We start from the raw sequence: 24,465 nt of genomic DNA on the forward strand, positions 1-24,465 counted from the left end.
TAAAGCTGGGTACCGCTAGAATCCGTGCGCGATTACCCCTGAAGAGGCCGTCTAGGCGCATCGAAAATCGCGCTTACATAGAACCAATCAGCGCTGTTGATCTGGACGTGCAACGCCTCGACGGAATCGGTCTTCTCTTTGAGCAAGTTCGTACGGTTTGTAATAACCGTACATGCAGAACAGATGCATATCTCAACGCTATCGCCCGAGACATCAAGGCGTCGCTGAAACAAGTGCGTCGTGCCGGTCAATCCGCAGCATGGACAACTTTCATTATTCATTTAACCCTCCCCAAACAACTTATGCGACAATAATTAGAAGGTGCGGAAAGTGCAACGCTTGATGCCGTAAGAGCCGGCTGCGGACATGAGGATGATGCTTACGTCTTACGGGGTCCTTCGAAGTTGAAAACAATCAAGATTGATCAAGCTGGAATGGCGTTCCTGGCGCCAAGCTGGCTTAAGCTTGCTGGAACCTCACTCATGCAGATCGGAATGGCGCACGTTTGGATAGGTTTCGCGAAGCGCCCTTTGCAGGAATTCACAGGTTCGCTCGAATTTTCCTCTTTGGCAGCGGGTTGTCTATTGCAGGATAACCCCGGAGACCGGATCCACCGCGAAAATGATCCTCCCGATCGCCTCTCTGGTTTCCTATATCAGTCGCTTCACGCGGCTCATGCCCGGTGACGTCGTCACGACCGGCACGCCACCCGGTGTCGGCCTTGGAATGAAGCCGCCGGTCTTCCTGAAAGCCGGAGATGTAGTCGAACTTGGCATCGATGGCCTTGGCAAACAGCGCCAAATCGTGACACCATTCCGCTAAACAGTATCAGGATGCGACGGAATGACGGCAATCGAAAAACTGGCCCAGGGCCTTGCGAAAGCAGACCTGGACAGCACTAAAATTCCACTGGCGACGATTGAGGCGGATGGTCTCGTTCCCAGTAGTCTTGAAGCGGCCATGGCCGTTCAGGGCGCTTTTGTTGAAGTTTCCGGTAAAACGGTGGGGGGCTGGAAGCTGGCGATCCGGCCGGACAGTACGGCGGTCGCTGCGCCGATGGTAGATTGTTGCCGCGTCGGTGACGACAACATCGCATCTTTTTCGGGAGCGGGCATCGAAGGCATCGAGGTGGAAATCTGCTTCACTCTCGCCTCCGATATCCCTGCGGCAACCACGACTCCGCAAAGCAGAGCCGATATTCTGAAGCATATCGACGCCGTTCACCTTGGCGTCGAGCTTCTTGGCTACCGGCTGGTGGAGAAGAACCAGGTCCCTTTCCCGCTCTTTCTGGCGGATCGCCTTGCTAATCGCGGGTTTGTTCTTGGGCCGGAAATCGGTGCGGCAATCGTTGATACCTTCACCGAAAATACCGGGAAGCTGCCGCATCTGACAGTGATCGAGGGCACAGATGTCCGTTTCGATGCGGCGGTGAAACACCCCAACATCGATCCGCTCGCCCCGCTCCTCGCCTTTGCCAATTCCCCCCTCAACAAGGACGGACTGCTGAAACGCGGGCAGATCGTCACCACCGGCAGCCTATGTGGTGCGATAACAAGCAGCCTTGCCGCCGAAACGCATATCGATATGAAATCGGTCGGCGCTTTCACACTTTCATGTTCGTGATCGTCGTCGACGGCGATTTTGATTGAGGCGTTACGGAAATAGGGAGTTATGTCCCGCAGCCCCCCTTTCGGACTGCTTCATATCCCGTAGGCCAATTTTCGGCCGGCGATCTTATCCGGCTTTCGTAGTCGCCTTCGTGTCCACGCGCCCAGAAAACCAGTTGGCCAGGAGCGCGCCGGAAATATTGTGCCAGACGCTGAAAATGGCGCTGGGAACAGCTGCAAGCGGCGAGAAATATGCCGTCGCAAGTGCGGCACCGAGACCGGAGTTCTGCATTCCCACCTCGATGGCGATTGCCTTGCGCTTGGCGAGAGAAAGGCCGGTCGCCTTTGCCGCGAAGTAGCCAAGCAGATAGCCAAGGCCGTTATGGAGAACCACGACCGCAAATATCATCAGACCGGATTGGACGATCGCACCCTTCGATGCGCCGACAACCGCCGAAACGATCAAAACGATGCCGATGACGCTCACAAGCGGCAATGCCGGCACGGCCGCCTTGACGACACCCGGCAAAAGCTTCTGCAATGCGGCACCAAGGGCCAGCGGCACCAGCACGACCTTGACGATGCTGAGGAACATTGCCCAGCCATCGACCGGCAGGAACTGGCTGGCGAACAACCAGACGAGGAAGGGCGTCACCAAGGGAGCAGCAAGCGTCGTCACTGATGTGCAGGCGACGGAAAGGGCGACATCGCCCTTCGACAGATATGTCATGACATTGGACGATGTCCCACCCGGGCAGCAGCCAACTAGGATAACGCCTGCTGCCACTTCCGGCGGCATGGGAATGATCCAGGTCAGCAGGACCGCAAGCAGCGGCATGATGAGGAACTGGCCGAGCACCCCGATGGTAACCTCGACCGGGCGCTTTACGACTTCACGAAAATCGTCGACCGAAAGTGTGAGCCCCATGCCGAACATGATGATCGACAGAAGCGTGACGATCCACGGTCCAATCTGCTTGAACGTATCTGGAAAATAAAAGCCGAGCACGGCAAACAAGATGACCCAGACCGCAAAAGTTTTGCCAACGAAAGCCGAAACGGCCGCCAGTGTTTTCATGTCTACACTCCCAAAATGAACATGAGACCCCGTCTAGACTCCTAGGGTGCTCTGTCAAGGTCATTACGCCGTTGCTACAACCTCGCGGTTAAAAACGATACGTCGCAAATCCGGGAAGATCGAATACCTCTAGGTCAACAAGCTAAGTTGGCCAAATCTAGCCACCAGTGACCGCAGCATCTGCCCCACCAAATATGAAGCCAGATTGGTGGCAAAACCCATCGGGACGCAACCATATCTAGCGCGACTCGAGTTTTAATTTGGCCTTGCTTTTTCATATCCCCATTTGTGTTCGGGAATGCTTATTTTATCAGCGGCTTCGATCCGTCTCCCCGAAAAAGCTCGCCTGGGCACATAAGGATCATGACGGCCTATGTCATCGACGCCAAAGGTCTTGTTTCGAACCGAGGCAGGTCCATAAGCCGCATCCCGTGGACTTCATTTCGGTTCATCTTCACTATACGAGTGGCGTCCGCACCACTGGGTTACCAGTCTACAGCGCGTCTGCGGACGCTTATAGCGGCAAGCGCCAACAGCATTAAGAAACCTGGGTGACGTAGACAAGCGAGCAGCGACCGAAACACGTTTGCTCGAGGAAATGACGGCCACCCATGCCGACCAAAACGTGACGATGAACAGGATTGAAAGAATAGGTTGGACCCTGTGGTTCATCACGTTGCGATGGCTGCCACCTGAGATCAGGAGAATTTGCGCTAACCCGTGAATCTCAAGCGCTGGCGTTCGCGGCCTGTGTAAGCTTTTCGATGTGCTCGCGGCAGAGCGTCTCAACCAGCTTGTGAAGTTCCGCCGTCCGCTCCTGAAGCCAGCTGAGCGCCTCTTCGGAAACCTCAAAACGCTTCGAATAGCGTGCCTTGACGTAGGCCTCGTTCAAGATGTTGTACCATGTGGTAAATCGCTGACGATCGCGCGGCCAGATGTCGATCAAACGGTGATCACGACCTTCGGAAAGTCCGCGGAGGAATTTGAGGTTGTGCGACGCGGGGGAATAGTTTGTCAGTGTCAGGAGGTAGCAGTTGTAGGCAGTCTCCACTGCCTGATGGAGTGTAAAGGCCGCTAAATTGAGGTACCCCGACTTCAGGTAAAAACCGACGCCTTCGAGGAAACCCGCTGCATTTTTAAACTGCTTTTCAAAATGCTCCTCGGCCACCCTGAGTGCATCGGCAGGTCTGAGCGGCTTCGGTTCAGCCAGCGGCCTGTCGTCAAATTCGTAGAGGACGATGCCTTCACGGGCGAGATCGACAAAGAAGGGTTGGCCGTCATTTAGAAAATTGCTGATCTCGCGAGCGCCGTGCATGATGAGCCCCACGGGCGTCTCGATCTCCTTGTCCCACATCAGCCGGTCTGTTGTCTTGTCCCAGTATTTGGGATCGGCAAGTTCCTTGTTGCTGACGATGACGAGAATATCGAAATCCGAGCGATAGCCTTTCGACGTATGCGGTTCATCCACCCAGGTGCCACGCGCGTAAGAACCGAACAGAATGATTTTGAAAATCCGCCCGTCTTTCTTGGCATCGGACTTCGAGCGCTCCACCAGATCAGCAAACTCTTCCTGAATAATTCCGACGACGCGCGCGAGCTCGCGTTGCTTTCGTTCCGGCAAATGCTCAAGGCTGGTCTTCATGTCTGCTCCGCTTATCGACGGTGTCCTGTATGGGCCATTGTGAACTTCTTTAAAACTTCGATTATTGGCAGCCGCCAATCGAGTGCCTGTCTCCCGCACCCAAAATCTTCCGGCGCGTTGCCTGCGCCCACTCCTGTTTGCCCAGTCGCGCCTGCAAACTCACTCCTCCTATCGTCCATCTCCCTTGTCACTTGTCCCTGATCCGCCGTGCGATCGGTTTGCGCGTATCGCCCTCCCCGGATTGATGCGTTTGTTTCCTATTCAAACACGAGCAATGACCTGTTGGCGACTGCTACTTTTAGTAGTCCAAATATCCGTTCGATGTTGCTAGCGTCTCCGTCGGTAAACAGACAAGGGCTCAATTAGACGACAGCTTGCCCAGTCTCGGGGGCTTGGACAGAGTCGATAGTAGGCCCCGACGATTACGCCCGCCGATGCGCCGCAAGCCCTGACGCTCATCAACGAGCCGAAGGCCAATGTCAAACGATACGATGCCCTTAGAAAGGCGGAGGCCCGCCATACGTCATAATCCGGCAAGTGGAGCGATCGTTATCATGCTGAGGCAACTGAAGACTCACGGCATGGCACAAGCCGTCGGCGAACTCACGGAGCAAGGATCGCAGGCGTTCGAGGCCGCCATTCCGATCCTGTCGTAGCTTCTAAAAGCGGAAACGGCTGAACGGGGGTGGATCGAGTGCCTATTAGCCCAAATCCTCCCGCTTTACCGCCTATCGTGATCTGAATGGCTTCGATTTTGCCACCGGCGAGATCAACCAGGCGCTGGTCCGTCAACTTCATCGCTGCAACTTCCTCAACGACGCCAACAACATCTTTCTGGTCGGCGGTCCAGACACAGGCAAGACGCATCTCGCGGCGGCAATCGGTGCCGTCGAACTGGTCAACGCGCTCGAACAGGAGAAACGCAAGTGCGCCCTGACCAGATCGCCAACCGGCTCCTCGCAGTCGTTCTTCAGCTCCTGGTTCGAGAGGCCACCGAAGCCTCCATTGACCGACCGCATTTCCATGTCGGGATATCTGCCCGGAACCATGGATACGGGGTCCACAGGTTTGGCAGGGTTACGCAGATACTAGACGGCTTTTATTGGTAATAGTGCTGCATGTAGCGGGCTAGTGGGAGTTGATAAACTCTATTTATTCAAATAGATAAGCAAGCATTTCCCGTCCTTTTTCCCCACAAGACTGATCGGTCGAACATCATCACCTCCATCGATAGATATTTCTACCGGCAAGCCTTGATTTTCAAAGGACTGAAGTTCCTTTATCAACTCTTCAATGGTTTTCCCTTTATTAGCCCAATCCTTATTATCTGTGTTTTTAACGTTCATTATCAATCCCCTATACGTTTCAGATTTGAGTCATAAGTTCCGAGGCGCGTCCCCTTACCTCCAAGGTCCTTAACGGAAGTGGCCATCTTCCAAGCGCCTCCATTGTGGCCATCCAAATCTCTCGTTATGTATAAAGTCCCATTTTTGTATACTGGTTGCCCACCGTGAATCGTTTCATTTATTTTTTTGAATCCAAGCGCCTCGGCTGCAATCTTTGCCTCTTTATTGGACTGATAAACTGGCCCTCTACCGCCACTTTTGGCCACCCCGCCCAATATAGCCATTGCGATGATTGTGCTGACGTCAAGACCAGTCTTTTCGAGCTGGGCGGATTTTGCATCCCACGTTAGCGACGAGTCGTTCCAGATCGCCCAGCGCTCAGGTCCGAACTCTTCCGCGAACCGTGCACCTTCCCCTGTTCCTTCAAGATAGGCTTTGAGATTACTGCCGTAAGGCTGCCCGTCGAGCTTCTCGATGGCGTTCAGTAGCCACCAAGACATCATCGCTCCCTCCCCAGTCGAGGAAATACTGCTGCCGGCCGCAAACCCGGCGGAGCGCAGGGTCTGCGCCCGTTCGGCCAACGTCAGGCTGTTCAAATAGGCGTAGATTGCATCCTTGCATTCTTCGTAGGTCTTGATCCCAAGCTCGATGAAGGTGCCGTCCGCCTGGCGGATCGTGCAGTTTGTCTCGTAAGCATAGGCGGGTGTGACGATCCAGTTGAACAGGTTGAACCCCTGCTTCTGGCCGCAGCCGACGAAGGAGCCGCCATTGGCGAGCGCCTCAACGCCTGCCTTGACCTGAGCCTGCTCCTCCGCTGTCAGTTCGCGGCCGAGCAGGTACTTGTCAATGAAGCCACCCGGCGCAACCATTTCCTTCAGTCCGGAGCCAATCGCATTGAGGCTGTTGGTCGACAGGTAGACCTCAAGACCGACATGTTTGTCTTTGGTGATTTCGTACGCGTTGTCGGGATCGCGGTTGAGCTCGTGGAGCGGCAGGGTGGAGGCGCCGTCCGCCTCCAGTGCCGCCTGCTGTTCCTTGTCGCGAATGACGATTTCTCCTGGGCCGACGGTGGCGCGCACCGTCTGGCGGGTATCGTCGAGCTGGTAGGAGCCCTCCAGTGTCGAATTGCCGATTGGATTCGAGGTCGAGCCCTTGCCGCCGGTGAGATCGAGACCGAGATTGGCGCTGAAGCCCTCATACTGCTTCTGGCCCTCGAAGTTCTCATGGGTCAGCGTGCCGGTTTCGAGCGTGAGATCACCTGAGCCCGAGACGATCTTGCCGGCGCCGAGATGGGTATTGCCGCCGACGGTCACGTCCATCGTGTCCGCGGAAACGAGACCCGACTGCTCGGAAACCCAGTTCGTAGACCCGGAGCCCGCGCCGCCGCCAACCTGGATGCCGGAAAGGAGGCTCTTCCCGCCGCCGAGGTTGAAGCCGCCGGAGGTGGATTTGTTCGTCGTCTCGCCGGTATCGGGAACGGAGACGATGGTGAGATCGCCGCCGATGTCGGCCGTCACCGTCTCACCGGCAACGACGGCGCCGGCGAGCGTCGTGTTGTTGCCTGACTGGATGACGATGTCGCCGGTACCGGTGACGTGGCTGTTGACCTGGGTGGTGCCGTTGGCGTTCGCCTTGGCCGTGGAGGCATTGGCTCCGCCTGTCAGACCGACGCCGACGCCGCCCGACAGGCTGACGCCGCCACCGATGCCAATGCTGGCGCCTGCCGACGTGCTGCTGGACGACGAGCTTTGTGTCGCCTCGGCGCTTTTAAGAGTGATATCGTTGCCAGCTTTCAGCGTAATGTCGCCGGCCTTGTCGTCATCACTGTCGACCGGCAGGCCATGGGTATCGTAGCCGGCCGAGATCTGCGCGCCATGGCCGGTGATATCCCCGGATGTGGCTTCGATCGTCACCGAGCGGCCGGCATTGATGTCAGTGGTGACGGGAACGGAACCCGTCCCGGCGGCCTTGTCTTTTGTATAGTTGAAGCCGACGGTGAGCGAGGCCGAAGCGACATTGCCGTTGACGACGGCGTCGAGCGCATCATAGGCCTTGAGCGATGCAAAGGCGGCGTTAGCGGCGGAATAGCCGTCGTTGATGGTCGTTAGCTTCTGAGCTGCGCCGCTCACACTGGTGGCTGCGTTTACCACGGAGGTTGACACCGAGAGGCTGATGCCCGCGAAGAGCTCCTCGTGCAGGCTTTCATAGTTGGACTTGTCCTGCGCGGAAAGCAGATTGACGTTGCGCTCAGCGAGGATAGCCACGTCACGCTCTGCGGACACCTGAGCCGCCTGCAGGTTGGCGTCGCGGCCCGCTGATATCGTGAAGTCACGACCGGCAAACAGGATGGATCTGGCGTTCGTCTCTGATGACTGGCTGGCCTGATCGACCGACTTACCGTAACCGATACCGATGGATGCGCTGCCATTGCCGGACTTCACCTGAATACCGAAACCGGAGCGCTGCTCCTTCTCGGCCGACGCAGCACTTTCAGCGCCTGGCGTGATATTGACATCACGGGCCGCCTCCAGCGCGATGTCACGCCCCGCCACGATGGAAGAGCCGATGACATTCACGTCGCTCTCGCGCGCCGTAAGCGTTACATCGGTTCCAGCGCTCAGCGCGGAGCCAACGTTCAGGGCGGACGACTGGCTCTTTTCTTTCTGCTCCTTGCCCCAGAGTGAAAGGAAGCCATCGCCAGACCCCGCAAACAGACCGGATTTCTTGCTGCTGCTTTCCAGCGCATGCTGCTCCTCGGCCCCGATGATGGCGACGCTGTCGCCCGCGACGCTGATCGCATCGCCTGCCGTTATGTTCGAGCCAGCGATGACGGCGTTGCCACCAGCATCCAGCTTGATGTTGCCGGACGCGGAAAGCTCGGAGCCAACTGTCGTTTCGTCGTAGTTGTACTGCGTCGAACTCTTTTTCGAGAGGAAGCCCTTGGATGATGAACTCTGCTCGAACTCCGCAGTATTCTTGCCCGACGCGATCAGCAGATCGCCGCCGGCGCTGACATTGATATCGGCTTTGTTGGTCTCGTCGCCGGCAGTCACCGTCGAGGCCGAGAGGACGGTATCTCCACCTGAGACGATGGACACACCCTTCCCGCCGCTGACCGATGATCCGACTACGGTCTGCGTTTCCGTGTGGCTCGTCGTCTGTTTGCTTCCGCCGAACAGACCGCCCTTTTTCTTATAGGCGTAGTCAATCGTAGTAGTGTCGACAGCTTCGGCAATCGTCACATCACCGGTCGCTTTCAGACCAACGGCTCCATCGCCGGCAATCGTGCTGCCGATGACGTTGAGGTTGCCGCCTGCATTGGCTGAGACCGAACCGCCCGCGGTGATCTCGGAACCCTGGCTTGTGGTTCTCACAACCGTCGTCGAACTCCGCTTGTCGCGCAATGTGCTGGTTGTCGACCTTTCAGTCACGGAGATATTGATGTCTCCATTCGACGTCAGGTCGAGACTGCCACCTGCTTTCACCTTCGCATTGGCCAGCAGAATGCTCTCGTTCCCCTTCAGCGAGGCATTGCCACCCGCCGTGAAGGTGCCGCCGATCGCCGCGATCGACGAACCGGAAACAGTAAGATCGCGGGTCGATGCAATCATGCCTGATGTTGCAAGCAGGCCAGTATCGATTGTCACCTGATTGCCGGCGATCAGCGCGCCCGCAGAATTCAATCTTTCCCTGTCATTGGCGGCGAGATGTAGTACCGGCGCAAGAACGGTCGTACCGTTCACCGTCTGCCACTCATATACGACGACGGATTCGGTGAGGCTGGCGATCTCCTCAGCCGTAAGCGGTTCGCCGAGCGGGCGCTGCTGCGCTCCCAGATAGGCGGCTCCGTTGTCGAGCAATTGCTTTATCTGAGCGATTGAATCCTGCCCGGTAAAGCCGGAACCCGTCGTCAGTCTGAGCTGCTGCTCAATATACTGGTTCTCGAAATAGGCATCGCCAAGGAACTGGATCTGCCGGTCCGGCTGGTAGCCGATGCGGCCAAGGAAATAGCTGGAACCGTAGAATTTCGAGACATCGAGGAAGGCGGCACGGGTCTCATAGAGGAACGTCTGACCGGGAATGGTGCCGCCAAAGCCCCCGGACTGTGGGCTTGCAACGGAGCCAAGTGTGAACAACGCACCGCTTGCCGTCATGCCAGCGAGTAATCCGGTGGGATCGCTCGAAGGCGCAGGCGCTGCTACGCTGGCATGATCTGCGATCGTACCAGCGGCGGCGGTATTGTTAACAGCACCAAAACCAGTAATGCCCAGCGCTCCGCCTGAACGGATGCTTGCGGGAATCCCGCCGATCGCCTCGACGCTTTCCACGGTCCGTCCCGGCCCGATATCCTTTGACGTATCTCGTGTTCCAAACGGGCTGGGGCCAGGCATGGCGACCTGCCATGAGCCCTCATGGCCACCTGTGTCGCCGGTCGTTTTCGTTTCCGTCCATTCGTAAATGACATCCGGATAATACTGGCAGCCGCCGTGCTGGTTGCAATTGAGCGAAGTCGTGCGCTGTAATTGCAGACCGAGATTGTTCAGCGTGCCGGAGCCAACAAGTTTCATGCCGGAGCCGGCTTCGATGCTACTATAGGCATTGGTAAGATCGAGGGTATCAACAAAAAGCGTATTGCCCGCCTTGATTGTCGCTGCGGGGCTACCAGCCGATGTAAGGCGGTCCTCGGTCACATCACGATAGACATGGCGAATGGGCGCACCAATGACAAACTGCTTGCCAGCAAAAGAGACGGGAGATGAACAATCTCCACATTCGCGTGCATAATAGGTGTCATAGGGCGACACGAGTGCGTTTGAGATTTGCTGGCTCGTATAGGTCGGAGCCACGCTTTTCTCGTTACGCAGGTTTGCCGTAAGGATCGAGATATTGCGACCAGAGGAAATTAGGCCGGAACTGTTGACCGTAGCAGCATTGCGTGCGCCGGATGAGTTACCGGCGATTGCAAGATCACGGTCGGCGACAATGGCCCCCTGATCATTGGCAAGCACACCGCCCACGAAGAGCGCCGCGTCATTGCCGGCATAGATCAGCCCCGTGGCGGTGTTGGTCAGGTTGCCGTTGACATTGAGGGTAAGATCATTGCCGGCAGCCAGCTGACCGGTGTTTATAAGTTGTGAAAGGGAGAGCGTCAGATTATGGGCCGCCAGAATATTGGTAGCGCCGTTAGCACTAAGGCTACCCGCTTTGATCGCGATATCACCTGGCCCCTGAGCGGAACGAGCAGTGCTGCTCGCGGTGACAGCATTGAGCCGCGCACCCGTCAGATCTGTCGTTCCAGATGACGTGAGATCAATGCCGCCTGATGTCAGCGTGCTGTTGGTGAGATTAATATTATTGGCATCGATGTAGAGTGTGCCGGATGTGGCAAGTTTGCTCCTGTCATTGGAGAGATCGGCATTTTGCTGCCTGATCCTGATGTCGCCACCGGCGGCTGTGCGCTTATCGAAACTGATCAGCCCGCCGGTCGAAGCTAGCAAAACGTTTCCGTTTGCTTCCAAGCTCTCATAACGGATGTTGCCTCCGGCCGAAGCCCGCAAATTCCCTTCAGCAAGCACGAGCCCCGAAATCCCGAGATCAAGGCCGGAAAGCAGCGCCAGATCGCCTTTCGAAAGCAGCGAGCCCGCTGTGATTGCGCCTGAGGCCGCCGTAAGCGACATCGCCGCGCCAGACTGGGCCGTGCCGCTGATGGCAATGGAGCCAGCCCCGGACCACAGCGAAACGGGTCCGGTAGCCGACGCGTCGGCCAAGGCAATACGCCCATCTGCCAGAAGGTTGAGTGCACCACTGGCCCCGAGAGTACCGGCGACATCGATGAAGCCGGCCCCACCATTAATCAGAATATCCTTTTCAGCACCGATCGAAGCGACCTTGGTGTCCTTGCCCGCCTTGACCGACACCGACTTTTTCGAGGTCAGACGACCAGTTGAAACGCTTCCCTTCGAGGAAATATTCACGCCGTTATTGCCAGAGGCATTGCCGATCGAGATTTTGCCGTCGGCCGACAGCGAGAGCTCCCCGGCATTGGCGGCCATGTCTCCGCGCATGCGAACGCCGGCGCCCTTTTCCGTGACGACCATCTTGATGCGGCCGGCCTGCATGGCCCCGAGTGCTGAACCGTCGATTGCGTATTCAGGTGTTCCGGAGGTCGCATCAAGTGGAGTTGCATCCCCCGTGGCATAACCGAACTTGCTCTTGCCTGCCGTCAGGCGCAAATCCTCGCCATAAATCGTGCCGTCAATATGGATGGTGCGGGATACGATATCGAACAGATCGACTCTCCCGTCCCCTGTCGCAAAATTCGCACCGTTCGGACCAAACGTGACGTCTCCGCTACTGACCGTGAAGCCATTGAGACGTCCATCAGCGCCGATGTCAGGCACACCCGTCGTCAGCGTGGCGCGTGGCGTGTTGATGAAACCGCAGCCGTCGCAGGTGATCCCGTTCGGATTGGCGATAATGACGTCGGCGCGGCCGCCGAACACTTCGGTCGGCCCGACGAGAGAACTGCGATTTTGCGACGTCACCTCATTGAGGATGACCGTGGCAGCACCTCTGCCTTGAAGGTTTGGATTGCCAGGTGCCACACCACCCAGCTTCGACGTACCGATCTCACCATTGAAGTTGTTGAGAATGACCCCCGGTGTGCCGACGTTGAAATTGTTGTATTTGTTGTGCGACAGGCCCTGGCTGTTGGGTCCGACGATATCGATGAGCGGCACGCCGTTCGGAGCAGCCCCTATCCCGGGGCGATTTGCAAAAGATCCTCCAGCTTCCGGCGATATGTCCTGTGCGTGAAGAAGCACTGGCTGAAGCACGAGCGTAAAACTGACAACGGTGGCAATGATTTTTTGAGCCAGCGTCCCGGCATTGGCGAACAACGCGAGGTCGGTTGTTTTGCGTGGAAGACGCTTAAACTGTGATGTCATTGTTGTTCGCCTCTCGTGGCAGACGGAATTTGGGGCTTAGCGGTCTTTTCTGCTCGTGTCGGCCGGAGACGGCTTGGTGTCGAGTTTCTTGTAGACATCCGCCAGCTTCGACTGCGGGGCCGGGCATTTTTTGCTTTTGGCAATCTCGCCAAGAACCTGATTGCGGTTACGCAATGCGTCGATCTCCAGTTTCTCTGGCGATTTCGGATCCATAAAGAAAAGAGCCGGCCAAAACAGAAGAACACCTGTCGCACCGAGGACGACGTTTTTACCCTGCGCATCGGATCGTTCTTTCACCGTCGCCAGGACCTGCCGTTCGTTAGCCTCGAATTCGCGCTTGATGCCGGCGCAATCGAAATCGCTGTCGGTAGGGTTTGTCGAAGCAACCGGATGCGCTGCCCGGCCACCGCAACCGGAAACGACACTGGCAGTCGCCACCAGCGCGAATACGACAGACAATTTGGGGGTGTGAAAAGAAGATCTGACCATAATATTCTCTTTTGAAGCCTACCAGCGTGCCGTCACGCTGACGAAAATGAGATTGCCGCGTCCGTGACTGACGCTGCTGGAAAATGCCTGGGAGTAGCCGAAATCGGCACTGATGTTTCCCCCAACGAGTTTCGCACCAACGGTCCAACTCGCGAGATAGCCGTCTGGAATATCGAAGCGATGCTGCGAGAACACGCGGCCATAATCGAGGCCCAGGTAGGGGCGTAATTCGCCTAGAACGGGCGCCAGACTTGTGCCCTCCCATGGCATTGTCCGCCATGTGAATTCGTTGCGGCTGAAAAATCCGTTGTTACCGAATATGACGCTTTCCCTCAGGCCGCGTACGTTGCTGGAGCCACCAAGCCCGATCTGTTCTGCGCCAAACATGTTATCGGGCGAATATTGGGCATTGAGGAGCGTCGTTAACTCGAACCGCTGGCCAGCCGCCTCGAACGGCCGGGTCGCGCTGACGGTCGTGTTGAATTTCAAAAACCGGGGATCCGCCGTGCCCGCCCCCGGCTCTCCGGCCTCCACGGCGTCAAAGAGATCAAGACCCTTATCAACCGCAAAATCGAGAGCGATGACGCCACCCAGAATTCTCTGTGAACGCGACAAGCCCAGACTGCCAATCGTGTATCGACGGCTTCCCACCTCAATTCGATTACCGAGAAGAAAGTTGTCGGTCTGCTTGTAGGTGAGACCGCCTCTGAGGGTCGTGATGGAATCCTTGTCGCGCAGAATGACGCGATCTATGCCAAATCCAGCCTGACCGGAATTACCCGAGGTTTCGATCGGCCCAAAATTGCCGGGAATAGCGCTGTCATATTCGTACCAGGAGCCATTCGTTGAAAACGTCCAGTAGCCATAAGGTACGCTTGTATTAACCGAATAGCTGTTGCTATGCCCGCGGCCATCGTCGTCCCAAGGATAGTCAGGGCCGCTGCGACCGTAGGAGAAACCCAATTGATCATTGATGCCCAGCAGGTCGTCTAAGCCGACGGAAACATTGGTCTGGGAGTAACCGGTACTCTCTTGACCGAGGTTGTTGTTGGAAACGCTCGCATACCAGCGTTTGGCTGGCTTGTTCTCGACATTGAGGATAGACGTTCCATCGTCCTTACCTGGCAACATCGAGGTCTTCGCGTCGTTCGATGACAGGCGGTTGATCTGGTCCAGCCCCTGTTCAATATCGCGAATATTGGCGACCTCACCCTTCACGCCGGGAAAAGCCGTAGCGAATGAATCGTTTCGTCCGGCCGGTTGACCGTTAAGATAGATATCCGAGATCGTGCCCTCGACGACGACCAGCCGCAGCAAGCCTGTTTCGGCAATGTCCTGCGGGGGAACATAGGCGCGTGACGTCACGAATCCTTTGTCCAGATAGAGGTCGGTTATGGCCTTGAGCAAAGTGGTAATATCCGCAACGCCGACGCAGCGATTGTCGTAGCGCTTCGTGACTTTTCCGAGCGCAGCGCCAGACAGACTTGCAGCGCCTTCGATCTCTACACGCGAGATATTGAAGCATGGACCAGCGGATTTTGCGTCGCCTCGTGCTGCCCGGGCCGCACGGCTAATGGCGTTATCCGGCGTGACCTGCTTCAGGTTTTCCAGCCGTTGCAACTGTTCTTGTTGTTCTTGTCGCCTGGAAAAATCATCCGCAGGCGACTGGGCATTTGCCGGGTCTGACGCGAGAAGGCCTGCGAAAATCGAAACGACAAAGGTCCACTTGAAACTGTTGGTCGCGTTCCGCTCCACCCGCGCAGCGACTGAGTAATCGGCAGCAACTCGAACCGCCGAGACAATTGCAGGACGAAAATCCGGAGGGAGTGACGGTCGGTAACCATAAATGAAAGCAGCAAGTGGCATGTTTAGGAGGCCTGCATTTGAAATGAAGTTTGTCGCGGCGATGCCGCCCATGCTTCACTCTGCAGCTATCCTTGCTGTCGATCCCCTACCGGGTGCATAGATCAGTTCATCTGATCCAAGAAGCGTTAAAGTAGTAGCTTTCTTTACGAGACGATAGTCTCTAGTCATCTTCTCAAAGAACCGTACACATTAAAAATTCACGTAATAATCAATCCTGCCAACGCCATGGCATGGATATTATTTTTCATCCGTGAATTTTAAGCGCGACCCGCCAATTTCATGCCATTCGGTTCTTCGAGTCAAATAACAACCAGAAGTTACTGCAATGCGCATCTTTCTGCAAGACCGAGATGAAAACCAAAGTTAAGGAGAAACTAAAATTGTTTCTGGGATGGGTGTGAAAAGGCAATGAGACACGCGACAACAGTGACTAAAACCGGTACGTCAACCCGACAACCGGTCCGCTCAGCCGTGAATCGAAGACGTAACCATCGTGCGAATAATCAACGTCGAGCACCTTGTAGCCTGCCGAGACCGACAATGTGTCGGTAAAGATGTAGTTCACCGTCGCGAGTGCTGACCAGGTGAGATCGGATCCCGCACCGAAACCGCCGATATCCACCTGCCCCTGAACGGACAGCTTATCCGTGAGACCGAAAAAGGCGCGTGCGCCGATGACGGGGTCGACCCAGCCGAAACTCTCTCTGTGGGTGGCGGAAACGCTGCCGATCACGGATGGCTGGCAGTGACCGCAACGTCGTTTGAAATGTGCCAGAAGCGCGCGCCTGCGAGCGCGTCGAGCGAAAACCCGTCTGCATCGATGACACGGTAACCCGCCTGCAACGTCGCCATGAATTCCTGTGTATCCACATTCGCATTGATGGCGGCACCGGCAGGCAAGGTTGGCAACCCGGAATTTGCAGCGCCGGTAGCGGACCGGCTGCCTTGCTGTCGGTGGTATCGACATACAGCAAATCACCGGACAGGACGAAACGGTCGTAACGGCCCCAGATGTTGAGAAATCCACCGAAATTGAGATCATCCATGACATCGGAAAAGGATTTTTAGACATGAAGGGTCGGGGCACGGCGATATGTTTCCATTCAAACCCGTCGCCCACATATAACCGGTAGCCTGCAAAGCCAAGTCGGCCCCCTCAACCGTCGCGGGCGTGGCGATGACGTGATCTGCGCCTGAGGCCGCAGTTGCGGAAAAAGCCATAAAGGCTGCAAAGGCTGAGAATTTTAGCAATGGCTTCTCTCCGATGGATCAGTGAAGCTAAACCGATTTGACTCCCGTCAACAAGTCCGATTTTCTATCATACGCTGTATCTTACGCCGCGAGCACCGGAGGCTTTCCCATCCGCCTGAAGACCTTGCCGATTTTTTCCGCCTGCACTGCGACCATCTTTTCCATCGCCACGCTCACCACATCGGTTGCCGAAGCCTGCACGCGTTTCGTCTATATTGGTGAGAATGACCAGGTCATGACGGCAAGGTCCATGGACTGGAAAACGGATGTGGGAACCAATCTCTGGGTCTTTCCCCGGGGCATGGAAAGGTCCGGCGAAGCCGGGCCGAACTCCGTCAAATGGACATCGAAATACGGCAGCGTCATTGCTTCAGGTTACGATATTTCGACGACAGACGGTATGAATGAGGCGGGCCTTGCTGCGAATGTTCTCTGGCTGGTCGAGTCGAGCTATCCCGCTTATGACGGGAAATCGCCGGGCCTTTCCATCGCCGCCTGGGTTCAATATGCTCTCGATAATTTCGCAACGGTGGACGAGGCCGTCAGCGCGCTCGAGAAGAACCCTTTCACCATTGTCACCGACAATGTTCCCGGCGAAGAACGTCTGGCGACCTTACACCTCTCCCTTTCGGATGCGACTGGTGACAGCGCGATCATCGAATATATTGATGGCAAGCAGGTCATCCACCACGGTCGTCAATATCAGGTGATGACCAATTCGCCGACCTTCGATCACCAGCTGGCGCTCAACGAATATTGGAAGCAGATTGGCGGCACCGTCATGCTGCCGGGCACCAATCGCGCCTCGGACCGGTTCGCCCGGGCTTCTTTCTACGCAAACGCCATCCCCAAGAGCGAAAATCCGGTCGAAGCCATCGCCAGCGTCTTTAGCGTCATCCGCAATGTGTCGGTTCCCTACGGCATAACCACGCCGGACCAGCCAAATATTTCCTCCACCCGCTGGCGCACCGTGATTGACCACAAACGCAAGCTCTATTTCTTCGAACCCGCATTGACGCCGAACATCTTCTGGATCGACGTTACAAAACTCGACCTTTCGAAAGAGACGGGTAAGGTCAAGAAACTCGACCTGGGGCCCAATCAAATCCACATCTATTCGGGGATGGCGAATGAGAGCTTGAAGGACACCAAGCCTTTTAAGTTTCTCGGGCTTTGAGGGCGGAAACCGCGCAGTCAGGCCGGGAGCAGCTGGCAAGGTCTGTATCGACCATTCCTCGCCGCCCCACTAACATCATGAACCCGGGAGCATCACGAGAAGCGGTAGTGCAATCGAACGCAGCCCTTTTCGATTGCCGTGGCGCTGACGAGAGTGGGACTGGCCCGATGCCCGGTGAGCGGAAAAAGGGGCTCACCTGAGCCGAGGATTTCCGGGATGACATAAATCTCGATCTCATCCAGTGCATCACGCTCCAGAAAGGCCATCTGCAGCTTTCCCCCGCCCAGCATCCAGACATCGCCGTCATCGAGTGCGCGCAATTCCTCGATCAACGAGCCCACATCGCTGCGCGCCTCCAGAGCTCCCTTTGGCGCCTTGATCGGCCGCGACGTGACGACGATGACGCGCTGATCTCCGTAAGCCCAGGGCGACTGTTCACCGGCGATGAAATCATAGGTCGCCCGCCCCATGACCACCGTTCCAATTCCTTTCAGGAAAACGCGATAATCGTGTTCGCCGAGGTCCATATCATCATATTTGTAGAGCCAGTCCAAGGAGCCGTCTTCAGAAACGATCCGCCCGTCCAGGCTCGCCGCGATATATCCGCGAATGACCGCCATATTATCCTCCTTGATTTATAAATGAATATACATTTATATATATGTCATGCCAAGACACAAGTCGATTTCAGATGATCAGGTGCTGGATGTCCTGCTGCCCCTCATGTTGCAGACAGGCCCCGACGGGCTGACTTTTGCCGCAGCCGCAAAGGCCTGCGGCCTATCTGCGGCAACCCTGGTGCAGCGTTACGGCAAGCGCGAAAACCTTGTCGAAACCGTTCTTCTGCGCGCCTGGGACAGGCTGCAGGCGGAAACGGAAACGGCCGATGAGGAGGAGCCATTGACGCCGCAGGGCGCCATATCCCTTCTTATGCGCCTCATGCCGCCTCAATCCGCAGAGTGGAACGCCAGTGACGGACTGCTGCTGCTCAGGGAAGACATTCGCAATCCGAAGCTGCGCGCGAGAGGAGCGCTCTGGGGACACACGCTCGCCCAGGCGCTTGGCTGCCGCCTTACCCACGACAAGGCTAGCGAGGAACGGCTTGGCTGGCAGATGGCCGCCTTGTGGCAAGGCGCACATACATGGTGGGCATTCGTCCGCGGGGAAGATGCGGGCTCGGCCATTCGCAGGGCACTCGAAGAATGGGTCGCCGCGGTGAACGTCGACGAGCGATAATCCGCGCCATCGTGGCGCATGTTTCATAAGCCCGCCAGCTCGTGGATTTACCCCCCCAAAAACCACTTGACCTCAACTGTGATTGAGGTCCTAGAAGTATTGTCACCTTGTTTTCGCAAGGCTTTTTCCATGCTCTTGAGCAAACAGTGACAAAGGAATACCCCATGGCTTTCCAGCTTCCCGACCTCCCCTATGCCCATGATGCGCTCGCCCCTTCTGGCATGTCCGAGGAGACGCTGAAGTTTCATCATGATCTCCATCACAAGGCCTATGTCGATAACCTCAACAAGGCGATATCAGGCACCGAATGGGAGAAAAGTAACCTTGAGGACATCGTCCGGGGCACCTATGAGAAGGGTGCGGTGGCGCAATCCGGCATCTTCAACAATGCCTCCCAGCATTGGAACCACAATCTCTTCTGGGAAATCATGGGGCCACAAAAACATGCGATCCCCAAGGTGCTGGAAGATGCGCTGACGCAGTCTTTCGGCTCGGTGGTACTGTTCAAGCAGAATTTTGCGCTTGCCGGCGCCTCGCAATTCGGCTCGGGCTGGGCGTGGCTGGTGGTGGATACCAACGGTTCGCTGACGATCACCCGCACCGAAAACGGCGTCAACCCGCTGTGCTTCGGCCAGAAGGCGCTTCTCGGCTGCGACGTGTGGGAACACAGCTATTACATCGATTTCCGCAACAAGCGTCCGGCCTATGTCGAGAACTTCCTCGACAATCTGGTGAACTGGCAGGCAGTCGCCGCCCGTTTTTAGTTTGAGCCCCACTGATCCGGCCGGCCCCGCTGCCCTGGGCGGCTGGCCGGATCAGGCGCAGCCGGACAGCCGCCGTCCGGCTGCAACTCCATTCGAGCATTCCCATGCCCTATGTCGTCACCGAAAACTGCATCGCCTGCAAATACATGGACTGCGTGGAGGTCTGCCCGGTCGAATGTTTTTATGAAGGCGAGAACATGCTCGTCATTCACCCGGATCAATGTATCGATTGCGGCATCTGCGAGCGCGAATGTCCGGCCGCGGCAATCCGGCCGGATACCGAGGCGGGTCTGCATGTCTGGCTCGACCTCAACCGCCACTATTCCGGCATCTGGCCGCGCGTGCACCAGAAAAGAACGCCGCCTGATGATGCCGACATCATGAATGGTGCTGCGGCCAAGTTTTCCATTTTTTCGAAGAACCCGGGAGCGGGCGGTTAGCCCGGCAGCATGTCTCACAATTTCACGCTGATCGATGGCGGTGTGGTCAATCACGCGCATGTCCCGCTGAAAGCCTCCCCCTCTCCGACAATCTCGCCGCTTGAATTCAAGGACGCTATGGCGAACCTCGTCTTCACCGTGGCCGTGGCCACGGCCTCCCATGCGGGCGAGCGGATCGGACGTACGATCACGTCCTTCATGCCGCTCAGCGCCGAACCGCCGCTTCTAATGATCTCCATCGATGCCAGTAGCCGTATGGTCGATCTTGTCGCAGCAAGCCGGCGCTTTTCCGTCACGGCGCTGTCCAGAGGGCAGGAGGAGATCGCCGATGTGTTCGCCGGAAAAGGAAACCTGCCGGACCGTTTTTCCGTCGGCCATTGGGATGTCTGGCCGTCGGGAAGCTCAAGGCTTGCCGACGCGCTGCTCTCGATGGATTGCGAACTCGTTGGCTCCATTGATGCCGCCGACCACATCCTGTTTGTTGGATCGATCATCGAAGCGAGCTTCGATCCACTGCGCAAACCCTTGCTCTGGAGTGAACGCAACTATCTAGGCACGGAGGTAAGCCGTTAGCTAAACCATAGACTTACCTTCCCATGATCTCATGTGCGCAGCGTCTTTGTTCGCCCTCAAGGGCAAGACCTTTCGAATGGGGGCGATAGCGCACTACAAACACTGCCAATGAGCGGTGGAATTTTCACGGTCGTCACTTCGAAAGACGGACAGCTTCGAAATACTTTTCGGCGCGGATATCTCTTCACCGCGCCTTCATGCACACCACGGTCCTGTCGTCGCTGAATTCGCTCGATGTTGACCCCTTCACCGACGGGTACTCGTTGATCTTGTGAAAATCCACAGCCTCGACGCGGGCAAATTCTGCTTCCCAGTCAGCGATATCGGTTCCCGCTGGCAGAGACAGATAACCGTCGGAAAAGATTTCGAGGCTCAACAGCGTGTCCTTGACGATGCGGAGATCGACCGTCCCCTCCTCAATGACCTTTCCGCCATTGACCGAGGCGTAACCCAGCACGTGTCCCTGCCTGTTTGCGAATTGCGGCTGGACGCGAATTCCCCCCATCAGGAATTCCTCGACCGCTTCGATATCGTTCTCAATACCGCTCATACCGGCAGCGGTAATGACAACGTTTTCCGCCTCCTTCGCACTCATGATGCCGTTTTCAACAGCGGAACGCAGGCCGGAAAAGATAGTCGCACGCGTGCGGGCCTCGGCCGCATCACCATCCTTAAAGACAGCAAAAAGCTGTTTGAACACAAGGATCCGTGCCGAGGTACTCACCTTGTCTATCAGCTTCGCATGTTGCAGCAGTCGGGAGCCATTGATGCGCACTCCGGAGTCACCGGCGAGAAGCAGGCGAAAGCTGTCTCCGATGTCGGCCACGATTGCCAGGGTTGTCGAGGGTGGATGGCTGGCATTGATGCGCTCTGCTTCCTGTTTCAGGATATCGCTGATGTTTTGAAAAAGCTCCGGAGCGGGAAGCTTTTCCAGCCTGCCGTCGAGGCTCATCTTCGCCACAGCATTTGCGGCGGCAAGGGCGGCAATACGGCCCGAGCTCAACCCGCCGTAACTTGCACCGGTCGGGTCGGTCGCACCGTCAAAAACGGCCAGAACCCGTCCCGGTATGATCAGCGCAACATCGTCCCCGGGCGTTGCAGCGTTCTTGTATTTCGATTGCGAAAAGCTCGCGATATTCATCGTCGTGTATTCCTTGCAGAGGGAGGCTGGGCAGAAGGAGGCTGGCGGCGACACGTATGTCGCCGCTCCTGCAGTCGTTTAGTGAGGGCAGGTACGGTTTCAGACGAAAGAGGCTTCTTTGTCTTCCGAGAGACGGAACACCACGAAGACGCAAAGGCCGGTGCTGACCAGAAGCACGGTTGAAAGCGCTGCAGCCGTGCCAAACTCGCCGTCAATCACCTGAACATAGATGAGAACCGGCATGGTGATCGTTCGTGCCGTGTAGAGGATCAACGTCGAGGACAACTCGTTGATTGCCGTGATGAAGCTCATCAGCGAACCAATGATGAGACCGGGCAGCATCAGCGGCACCGTCACCGACACGAAGGTCTTTGCCGGCGAAGCCCCGAGATTGACCGCAGCCTCCTCGATGGACGGCTTGATCTGCCTGAGGATCGATGTGGTGGAGCGGACGCCGTAGGGCAACCGGCGGATAAACACCAGGAGGATGATGATGAGCGCCGTACCGGTGATGTCAAAGGGCGGATAGCGGAACGTCGTGACGTAGCCGATCGCCATGACAACGCCGGGGATGAGGTAAGGCACCATCAGCAGAAGATCGAGCGAGCCGGAGACCGCATTGTCGCGTCGCACCACGATGAAGGACAGCAGGCCGGAAACGATCGCAATCAGTACCACGGCAGCCAGTGCAAACGTGAAACTGTTGGCAATCGCCTGCGGTGAATCGCGAAGAATACGGGCATAGCTGTCCAACCCGAAGCCGCTGGTAAAGACGGGACCGCTGGTTGCGAGGAACGAGGTGTAAATGACCGTGAGCGACGGCAGCATGGCGATGAAGACGACCAGATAGCAGAAGCCGTGCACGATGAACGATTTCAGCGGGCGCATCGACTGCTTGACCGGCCGGTTGGTCAGCGAACTGGCGTAACGACGCCTGGCAAGAATGTGCCGCTGCAACAGAAGTGCCGCCATGGAGATCGCAATCATCACCATGGAAATTGTCACCGCCATGGTCGGCGTACCGGCCATTTCGGAGGTGTATTGCGCATAGGCGATGGTCGAAAGCGTCCGGATGCCCTTGCCGAGGATTGCAGGCGTTCCAAAGTCGGCGATGGACAGCACGAAGCAGATGATCGCGCCGGTGCTGACTGCCGGAAAGACCAGCGGCAGGGTGATCTTGCGGAACCGCTGGAACGCAGTGCAGCCGAGGTTTTCCGCCGCGTCCTCATAGGACTTGTTGATGGTGTTCAGCGCATTTTCCGTCATCAGGAAGATGTAGGGGAAGAACTTCAGGCTGAAGACCATCACGATGCCCGGGATCCCGTAGATCGTCGGCAACGAAATGCCGGCGAAGGACAAGAGATTGGTGACAGCACCGTTGGCACCGAACAGCATAATCCAGGCATAAGCACCAATGAACGGCGGTGCGCACAGAACCAGAACCGCGAAGGTGGCAATGAAAGTGCGCCCCTTTATGCGATAACGGGACGTGCAAAAGGCAAGCGGAATACCGAGAAGGCAGGCGCCCAGCATGCCCAGCACACCGACGAGAAGCGTATTCCAGAGTGCGACGGTATAAAAACGCCGTGTGAACACTTCCGCATAGTTGCTGAGACCGAACGCACCGGTTTTGGCATCGAAGAAACTGATGAAGAAGACGCTGAAAATCGGCAGGATCAGGAAGATCGCCAGCAGGATGACGGCAAACACCGTCACGCTTGTCCAAAAACCTGGCAGTCGAAGGCGGAAACCGCCCGCTGTTGCAGTCGCGGTCATATCCGTCATGACAGGCGCTCCCCGGTTACGCCCTCGCCGAACAGCTTTGCATCGGCCGTGTACCAGGAAAAAGTGGCTTTCTGGTTGGGCTGCAGCGCGATGATCTCAGGCGATGGCTTGGTGATCGCCTCGATCTCCTCACCAGACGAGAGCACAGCGGCAACATTCATCTCGCGACCGGTAAAGCTGACCTGCCTTATGGTCACGGGCAGTTCGATGCGCTCATTGCCATCAATCGCGGAGGGACCAACGGCAATCGCCTCGGGGCGGATGGCGGCGACGATCTTCCGCTGCGGCGAAATCGCATCCGCCTGCGGCAACGCGACCTTATGGCCGGAAATGGATATCTGCCCGCCGGAGCGGTCAAGTGCGAGAAAATTGTTTGCCCCCACGAAGGACGCGACAAAGCGGTTGGCGGGATTATTATAAACTTCCCAGGGTGGTGCAGCCTGCTGAATGACGCCGCCATACATGACGCAAACCAGATCAGACATGGCAAGCGCCTCTTCCTGATCATGCGTGACATAGATGGTGGTGATGTTCATGGCCTGCTGGATTTCGCGGAGCTCCCGCCGCAGGTCCACGCGAAGTTTGGCGTCGAGGTTGGACAGCGGTTCGTCCATCAACAGCACTTTCGGGTTGATGACGAGTGCGCGCGCCAGACCGACGCGCTGCTGCTGGCCGCCGGAGAGTTCGTGAGGCATACGCCTGGCGTAGGGAGCGAGCTGCACGACATCGAGGATCTTGCCGACCCGTTCACGGATCTCGGCTGAAGATGCCTTGCGCTGCTTCAGACCGAAGGCAATGTTGTCAAATACCGAAATATGCGGAAACACCGCATAATCCTGAAAGACCATGCCAACGTCGCGCTTGTGGGCGGGCACATGTTCGATCGCCTGTCTTTCGATACTGATGCTACCGCTATCCTGCTGATGAAAACCGGCAATCGTGCGCAAAAGGGTCGTTTTGCCACAACCACTCGGTCCGAGAAGCGTAAAAAACGATCCGGAAGGGATGGAGATGTTGATGTCGGACAGTGCAACGACATCCCGATAACTTTTCTTGATGCTGGTAATTTCTACGGCGGCCATGTGCTGCTCCATGACAAATCCTGCGCGGCACGCGACCACGG

At 56.8% G+C, this 24,465-nt stretch carries 18 protein-coding genes and 2 pseudogenes; 9 read left to right on the forward strand and 11 right to left on the reverse strand.

Annotation, left to right across the window (positions count from 1 at the left end; all coding sequences use genetic code 11):
- The 3 genes and pseudogenes from QSK43_RS21675 to QSK43_RS21685 all read left to right on the forward strand — a co-directional run.
- Positions 1–314 (forward strand): hypothetical protein (locus tag QSK43_RS21675; RefSeq protein WP_332305217.1); only part of this gene is annotated, 314 nt, incomplete at its 5' end.
- Between the two features lie 286 nt (positions 315–600).
- Positions 601–822: pseudogene (locus tag QSK43_RS21680) on the forward strand (fumarylacetoacetate hydrolase family protein); the annotation flags it as partial.
- A gap of 21 nt (positions 823–843) precedes the next feature.
- Complete coding sequence (locus QSK43_RS21685) at positions 844–1,623, forward strand: 2-keto-4-pentenoate hydratase (RefSeq protein WP_332305218.1); 780 nt, start codon at positions 844–846, stop codon at positions 1,621–1,623.
- Positions 1,624–1,734: 111 nt separating this feature from the next.
- Here QSK43_RS21685 and QSK43_RS21690 read toward each other — a convergent pair whose 3' ends face one another.
- Both QSK43_RS21690 and QSK43_RS21695 read right to left on the reverse strand, forming a co-directional pair.
- Positions 1,735–2,685 carry a bile acid:sodium symporter family protein gene (locus tag QSK43_RS21690; protein ID WP_332305219.1) on the reverse strand — a complete coding sequence of 317 codons (951 nt, stop codon included), beginning with the start codon at positions 2,683–2,685 and terminating at the stop codon, positions 1,735–1,737.
- Between the two features lie 727 nt (positions 2,686–3,412).
- Positions 3,413–4,327, reverse strand: coding sequence for a nucleotidyltransferase and HEPN domain-containing protein (locus QSK43_RS21695; RefSeq protein WP_332305220.1), 915 nt, complete (start codon positions 4,325–4,327; stop codon positions 3,413–3,415).
- A 768-nt stretch (positions 4,328–5,095) separates the two neighbouring features.
- Here QSK43_RS21695 and QSK43_RS27220 point away from each other — a divergent pair.
- Positions 5,096–5,419 carry an ATP-binding protein gene (locus QSK43_RS27220; RefSeq protein WP_442967877.1) on the forward strand — a complete coding sequence of 108 codons (324 nt, stop codon included), beginning with the start codon at positions 5,096–5,098 and terminating at the stop codon, positions 5,417–5,419.
- Between the two features lie 56 nt (positions 5,420–5,475).
- On the opposite strand, the gene QSK43_RS21705 is transcribed toward QSK43_RS27220, so the two are convergent.
- The 5 genes and pseudogenes from QSK43_RS21705 to QSK43_RS21725 all read right to left on the reverse strand — a co-directional run bounded on the left by QSK43_RS21705 (position 5,476) and on the right by QSK43_RS21725 (position 16,196).
- Complete coding sequence (locus QSK43_RS21705) at positions 5,476–5,673, reverse strand: hypothetical protein (protein WP_332305221.1); 198 nt, start codon at positions 5,671–5,673, stop codon at positions 5,476–5,478.
- Between the two features lie 2 nt (positions 5,674–5,675).
- Positions 5,676–12,620: a hemagglutinin repeat-containing protein gene (locus QSK43_RS21710; RefSeq protein ID WP_332305222.1), complete on the reverse strand. Its 6,945-nt coding sequence runs from the start codon at positions 12,618–12,620 to the stop codon at positions 5,676–5,678.
- Between the two features lie 36 nt (positions 12,621–12,656).
- On the reverse strand, positions 12,657–13,109 hold the full coding sequence (locus QSK43_RS21715) for a hypothetical protein (RefSeq protein WP_332305223.1): 453 nt from the start codon (positions 13,107–13,109) through the stop codon (positions 12,657–12,659).
- An 18-nt stretch (positions 13,110–13,127) separates the two neighbouring features.
- Positions 13,128–15,026 carry a ShlB/FhaC/HecB family hemolysin secretion/activation protein gene (locus QSK43_RS21720; protein WP_332305224.1) on the reverse strand — a complete coding sequence of 633 codons (1,899 nt, stop codon included), beginning with the start codon at positions 15,024–15,026 and terminating at the stop codon, positions 13,128–13,130.
- Between the two features lie 379 nt (positions 15,027–15,405).
- Positions 15,406–16,196 (reverse strand): annotated as a pseudogene (locus QSK43_RS21725) (hypothetical protein).
- 139 nt (positions 16,197–16,335) lie between these two features.
- On the opposite strand from QSK43_RS21725, the gene QSK43_RS21730 reads away from it, so the two are divergent.
- A complete protein-coding gene (locus tag QSK43_RS21730) occupies positions 16,336–17,403 on the forward strand; it encodes a linear amide C-N hydrolase (RefSeq protein WP_332305328.1) in 1,068 nt (355 codons plus the stop codon).
- Positions 17,404–17,495: 92 nt separating this feature from the next.
- Here QSK43_RS21730 and QSK43_RS21735 read toward each other — a convergent pair whose 3' ends face one another.
- Complete coding sequence (locus tag QSK43_RS21735; protein ID WP_332305225.1) at positions 17,496–18,023, reverse strand: dihydrofolate reductase family protein; 528 nt, start codon at positions 18,021–18,023, stop codon at positions 17,496–17,498.
- A gap of 46 nt (positions 18,024–18,069) precedes the next feature.
- On the opposite strand from QSK43_RS21735, the gene QSK43_RS21740 reads away from it, so the two are divergent.
- The 4 genes from QSK43_RS21740 to QSK43_RS21755 all read left to right on the forward strand — a co-directional run bounded on the left by QSK43_RS21740 (position 18,070) and on the right by QSK43_RS21755 (position 20,416).
- Positions 18,070–18,639 carry a TetR/AcrR family transcriptional regulator gene (locus tag QSK43_RS21740; RefSeq protein WP_332305226.1) on the forward strand — a complete coding sequence of 190 codons (570 nt, stop codon included), beginning with the start codon at positions 18,070–18,072 and terminating at the stop codon, positions 18,637–18,639.
- A gap of 164 nt (positions 18,640–18,803) precedes the next feature.
- Positions 18,804–19,403 carry a superoxide dismutase gene (locus QSK43_RS21745; RefSeq protein WP_332305227.1) on the forward strand — a complete coding sequence of 200 codons (600 nt, stop codon included), beginning with the start codon at positions 18,804–18,806 and terminating at the stop codon, positions 19,401–19,403.
- A 104-nt stretch (positions 19,404–19,507) separates the two neighbouring features.
- A complete protein-coding gene (fdxA, locus tag QSK43_RS21750) occupies positions 19,508–19,843 on the forward strand; it encodes a ferredoxin FdxA (protein WP_111803180.1) in 336 nt (111 codons plus the stop codon).
- A gap of 9 nt (positions 19,844–19,852) precedes the next feature.
- The gene (locus QSK43_RS21755) at positions 19,853–20,416 is read left to right on the forward strand and encodes a flavin reductase family protein (RefSeq protein WP_332305228.1); all 564 of its coding nucleotides are present in this window, start codon (positions 19,853–19,855) and stop codon (positions 20,414–20,416) included.
- A 184-nt stretch (positions 20,417–20,600) separates the two neighbouring features.
- Here QSK43_RS21755 and QSK43_RS21760 read toward each other — a convergent pair whose 3' ends face one another.
- The 3 genes from QSK43_RS21760 to QSK43_RS21770 all read right to left on the reverse strand — a co-directional run bounded on the left by QSK43_RS21760 (position 20,601) and on the right by QSK43_RS21770 (position 24,424).
- A complete protein-coding gene (locus QSK43_RS21760) occupies positions 20,601–21,557 on the reverse strand; it encodes a hypothetical protein (protein ID WP_332305229.1) in 957 nt (318 codons plus the stop codon).
- A 99-nt stretch (positions 21,558–21,656) separates the two neighbouring features.
- Positions 21,657–23,342, reverse strand: coding sequence for an ABC transporter permease (locus tag QSK43_RS21765; protein ID WP_332305230.1), 1,686 nt, complete (start codon positions 23,340–23,342; stop codon positions 21,657–21,659).
- Positions 23,339–24,424: an ABC transporter ATP-binding protein gene (locus QSK43_RS21770; protein WP_332305231.1), complete on the reverse strand. Its 1,086-nt coding sequence runs from the start codon at positions 24,422–24,424 to the stop codon at positions 23,339–23,341. Before QSK43_RS21770 ends, QSK43_RS21765 begins: the two co-directional genes overlap by 4 nt.
- Positions 24,425–24,465: the final 41 nt, after the last annotated feature.

Origin of the sequence: Rhizobium sp. GR12, assembly GCF_036596185.1 — a bacterium.
GTDB classification, from domain to species: Bacteria; Pseudomonadota; Alphaproteobacteria; order Rhizobiales; family Rhizobiaceae; genus Agrobacterium; species Agrobacterium nepotum.

Excerpts from the sequence above, each read along its gene's own strand:
- QSK43_RS21685 (WP_332305218.1), top strand. The coding sequence starts at position 844 with ATGACGGCAATCGAAAAACTGGCCCAGGGCCTTGCGAAAGCAGACCTG.
- QSK43_RS21690 (WP_332305219.1), bottom strand. The coding sequence starts at position 2,685 with ATGAAAACACTGGCGGCCGTTTCGGCTTTCGTTGGCAAAACTTTTGCG.
- QSK43_RS21695 (WP_332305220.1), bottom strand. The coding sequence starts at position 4,327 with ATGAAGACCAGCCTTGAGCATTTGCCGGAACGAAAGCAACGCGAGCTC.
- QSK43_RS21705 (WP_332305221.1), bottom strand. The coding sequence starts at position 5,673 with ATGAACGTTAAAAACACAGATAATAAGGATTGGGCTAATAAAGGGAAA.
- QSK43_RS21710 (WP_332305222.1), bottom strand. The coding sequence starts at position 12,620 with ATGACATCACAGTTTAAGCGTCTTCCACGCAAAACAACCGACCTCGCG.
- QSK43_RS21715 (WP_332305223.1), bottom strand. The coding sequence starts at position 13,109 with ATGGTCAGATCTTCTTTTCACACCCCCAAATTGTCTGTCGTATTCGCG.
- QSK43_RS21720 (WP_332305224.1), bottom strand. The coding sequence starts at position 15,026 with ATGGGCGGCATCGCCGCGACAAACTTCATTTCAAATGCAGGCCTCCTA.
- QSK43_RS21735 (WP_332305225.1), bottom strand. The coding sequence starts at position 18,023 with ATGGCGGTCATTCGCGGATATATCGCGGCGAGCCTGGACGGGCGGATC.
- QSK43_RS21740 (WP_332305226.1), top strand. The coding sequence starts at position 18,070 with ATGCCAAGACACAAGTCGATTTCAGATGATCAGGTGCTGGATGTCCTG.
- QSK43_RS21745 (WP_332305227.1), top strand. The coding sequence starts at position 18,804 with ATGGCTTTCCAGCTTCCCGACCTCCCCTATGCCCATGATGCGCTCGCC.
- fdxA (WP_111803180.1), top strand. The coding sequence starts at position 19,508 with ATGCCCTATGTCGTCACCGAAAACTGCATCGCCTGCAAATACATGGAC.
- QSK43_RS21755 (WP_332305228.1), top strand. The coding sequence starts at position 19,853 with ATGTCTCACAATTTCACGCTGATCGATGGCGGTGTGGTCAATCACGCG.
- QSK43_RS21760 (WP_332305229.1), bottom strand. The coding sequence starts at position 21,557 with ATGAATATCGCGAGCTTTTCGCAATCGAAATACAAGAACGCTGCAACG.
- QSK43_RS21765 (WP_332305230.1), bottom strand. The coding sequence starts at position 23,342 with ATGACGGATATGACCGCGACTGCAACAGCGGGCGGTTTCCGCCTTCGA.
- QSK43_RS21770 (WP_332305231.1), bottom strand. The coding sequence starts at position 24,424 with ATGGCCGCCGTAGAAATTACCAGCATCAAGAAAAGTTATCGGGATGTC.